The sequence below is a fragment of the Nocardia araoensis NBRC 100135 genome, from assembly GCF_000308435.1.
GTDB lineage: Bacteria > Actinomycetota > Actinomycetes > Mycobacteriales > Mycobacteriaceae > Nocardia > Nocardia araoensis.
The window spans coordinates 1-3516 of record NZ_BAFR01000296.1 but is presented as its reverse complement, the minus strand read 5'-3'; the positions used below and the strand labels follow the sequence as shown (position 1 = coordinate 3516).

The window sequence follows — 3516 nt, the reverse complement described above, 5'->3', positions numbered from 1 at the left end:
ATTCCTCCTGTGCGGAGCATCGACGCCGGTCGATGCTGCCGGTAGTCGAGATGGGTCAGCGATCGGAAGGGATGGACGGTCGCGGGTCCGGCGACGGACCCGATCCGCGAAGGGGTCCGGGACCGGTGGGACGGATGTTCGGTGCGGCCGCGTGGGTGCGGCCGCGCAGCAGTACTCGTCCCGCCACCGCTGGGTGCAGCAGCGCCGCGGGCGGTTCGACCAGGTTCGCCACCCGCAGGAAGGTCCGGGACACCTGCGGGTCGACGTGCGCGGCGCGATGCACGCGGGCCACATACGCGTTGGTGAGCCGCGTGCGCACCGTGCGCGGCCCCACCACATCCGGATGCGCCAGATCCGCGCCGGCCGACAGCTGCCAGGCGACGTCGAGCGCCTTGTCCGCCGCCGCGTAGAACCGCGCGGGAAGATCCGGCGTCGGTCCGCAGGCACGCAGACAGGCGCGTAACGCCAGCGCCTGCTGGGCGGCGACCGCCATGCCCTGGGCGTAGAGCGGGTTGAAACTGCACAGCGCGTCGCCGAGCAGCAGGAAGCCCGGTGGCGCCTCGGCACGGTGCCGGTAGGCCCTGCGTACCGGAGCGCGGAAGCGATGCGGCACCGCGTCGCCGAGCGGTTCGGACCGGGTGATCAGATCGAGGATGTCCGGCGCGGCGAGCGAGGCGGCGAAACGGGTGAACCCGTCGGAATCGGTAGGCGGATGGTCACCGAGTATTCCGGCCAGCGTCACGTGCCAGCGATCGTTCTCCACCCGCACCGCGCCGCCGCCGCGGCCGTTCGCCCCGGTGGAGATGATCACCGACGCGTGCCCGTCGAGCTGGCCTTCGATGCGGCGGTAGAACCGCGAGGCGTAACCCAGATCCACCTCCAGCCGCTGTTCCCGGGGTGGCTCGGCGCCGAGCGCGGTGAGCCACACCGACGCCCGCGATCCGCGTCCGGTCGCGTCGACCACGAGGTCGGTCGCGTGCGTCTCGACACCGGAGTCACCGGACACCGACACCGCGCGCACGCCGTGCCGGTCACCGATCAGGCCGCGCGCGGTTCCCGCCACGAGCCGCACCCGGGGCAGCTCCGAAATACGCTGCCGCAAAACGGACTCCAACAGCGGCCGGGTCGCGATCAGCGACGTGAGCCCGGTCGCGGCCGGGGCGGCCCGCAGCCCGCCCACATACCACCTGGTTCCGACCAGGGCCTCGACCTCGGTCGCGCCGCGGGCGGTCATCTCGTCGGTGAATCCGGGCAACAATTCCTCGATGATGGTGCGGCCGCGATCCAGCAGGCCGTGCAGGTGCCGCGCCTGCGGAACGCCTTTGCGCATGCCCTCGGCGTCGAAGCCGTCCCGCTCGAACACCGTGACCCGCGCGAAGTGCTCGGCCAGGACTCGTGCCGCCAGCAGCCCGGCGACGCCCGCACCGAGCACCACCGCGTGCCGTGTCCCGTTCACAACGTCACCGGCAGCGACACGATGCCGCGGTGGATCAAGCTCGGCCGGTACTCGATCGCGTCGGTCGCGGGCGCGAGCTTCGGCGCCCTGGCGAGCAGCGCGCCGATCGCGGCCTCGGCCTCGATTCGCGCCAGCGGTGCGCCCACGCAGTAGTGGATGCCGAGGCTGAAGCCGAGATGCTTGCGCGCGGGGTGGTTTCCGGCGTAGCGGGTGACGTCGAAGCGGTCGGCGTCCGGATACACCCGGTCGTCCCGGCCGGCCGAGGCCGTGAGCACCACGACTCCGTCGCCCCGGCGGAACCGGTGTTCGCCGACCACGGTGTCGGCCAGCGCGACGCGAATGGTGAATTGGGTGGGCGCGTCGTAGCGGAGCATCTCGTCCAGCGCGGGCACGATCAGTTCGGACTGGTCCCGCAGCAGGGCGAGCTGGTCCGGGTTGCGCAGTAGCGCGAGCATTCCGTTGCCGATGAGATTGATCGAGGTCTCCATCCCCGCCACCAGGGTGAGCAGGGCCATGCCGATCACCTCCGGCTCGGTGAGCCGGTCGCTGTCCGCGCTCGCGGCCACCAGCGCGCTCAACAGATCCGGCGTCGGATTCTCCTTCTTCCGCTGGACCAGCCGGGCGAAGTAGCCCATGCACTCGACCGCCGCCGCGGTGCGGGCCGCGACATCCTGCGGCCCGAGCAGCGAGTCGGGGTCACTGCCCCGCGCGATGGCCAGCTGCCACTCCCGGAACTTCGGGCCGTCGGCCGGGTCGGCGCCCAGCAGCCGGACCGGCACCATCGCCACCGCCAGCGGCACCGCCAAGCCGTCGAGCACGTCGAGCTCGCCGCGGGCGAGGGCCGCGTCCACGATCTCCCGCACGACCTGCCCCGCGACCGGAACCATCTCGGCCATCAGCCGCGGGGTGAACGCCTTCGCGACCAGCTTGCGGTAGCGGCCGTGCTCGGGTGGATCCATGCGGACGAAGGAACCGGGAATCGCCGCCGTGGTGTCCCGGAACGGACTGATGCCCGCCCCGTAGCCGTGCCCCCAGTCGGCGCCGGTGAGGATCGCGGCGCACTCCTCGTAGCGGGTGACCAACGTGACCGGCACGTCGCCGAACGCGTACGGGAACAGCGCCGCCGCGTCCCGCACCCGCCGGTAGGCCGGATACGGGTCGGCGCGCTCGCTCGGATCGAAAGCATCGAAGGTCACATCGGCGGGCGTAGCGGTGTTCATCGGGCCTCCATCCGGACACGCAATTGCGACATGCCGCGCACGACCACGTTCGGCCGGTACAGCGGCTCCTCGAGCAGGGACAGCGACGCCACCCGGGCCGCGATCGCCCGCAGCACCACGCCCATCTCCAGCCGGGCCAGCGGCGCGCCCAGGCAGTAGTGCAGGCCGAGACCGAAGGACAAGTGCCGTTCGGCCTTTCGGCCACGCGCATAGCGAGCGATGTCGAACTCGCCGGCCCGCGGGAACGCCGCCGGATCGCGGTTGGCCGACGCCAGCAGCACGATCACCGCCTCGCCCGGCGCGAAAGTCTTTCCCGACACGGTTATCTCGTCGTGCGCGGTGCGTGTGGTCAGATGCACCGGGGCGTCGTAGCGCAACACCTCGTCCACGGCGGGCTCGGACAACTCGGGGAAGCCGCGCAACCGCTCGAACTGCTCCGGGTTGCGGATGAAGGCCAGCACGCCGTTGCCGATCAGGTTGACTGTGGTCTCGTGCCCGGCGACGACGAGGATCAGCAGCGTGCCGAGCAATTCGGTGCGCGTCAGCCGGGCGCCCGCGTCGTCGGCCTGCACCAGCGCGGTGATCAAGTCGGCGCGCGGGGCGCGGCGGCGCTGTTCGACCAGGTCGCCGAAGAATTCGCCGAAGGCGTGCACGGCGGCGGTGCGCGCGTCCAGCTCCTGTTCCGACAGCAGCACGTCGGGGTCGAGCCCGCGCGCGATGCTCGCGGAGATCGCGCGCACGTGCCCGTGCGCCTCGGGCGGCACGCCGAGCAGTTCGCACACCATGGTCAGCGGCAGTGGATAGGCCAATGCCTCCAGCAGGTCGATGTCGCGCTCGGCG

General features: G+C 71.8%; 3 protein-coding genes. All 3 read right to left on the bottom strand.

Going from position 1 to position 3516, the window contains the following annotated elements; genetic code table 11:
- Nucleotides 1-55: 55 nt before the first annotated feature.
- The gene (locus ON21_RS30610) at nt 56-1456 is read right to left on the bottom strand and encodes an NAD(P)/FAD-dependent oxidoreductase (RefSeq protein ID WP_157171035.1); all 1401 of its coding nucleotides are present in this window, start codon (nt 1454-1456) and stop codon (nt 56-58) included.
- Nucleotides 1453-2676 carry a cytochrome P450 gene (locus ON21_RS30605; protein ID WP_039803763.1) on the bottom strand — a complete coding sequence of 408 codons (1224 nt, stop codon included), beginning with the start codon at nt 2674-2676 and terminating at the stop codon, nt 1453-1455. The genes ON21_RS30610 and ON21_RS30605 overlap by 4 nt, the downstream gene beginning before the upstream one ends.
- Nucleotides 2673-3516: cytochrome P450 (locus ON21_RS30600; RefSeq protein WP_039803761.1), on the bottom strand; the 844-nt coding region annotated here is incomplete at its 5' end. The genes ON21_RS30605 and ON21_RS30600, both read right to left, overlap by 4 nt.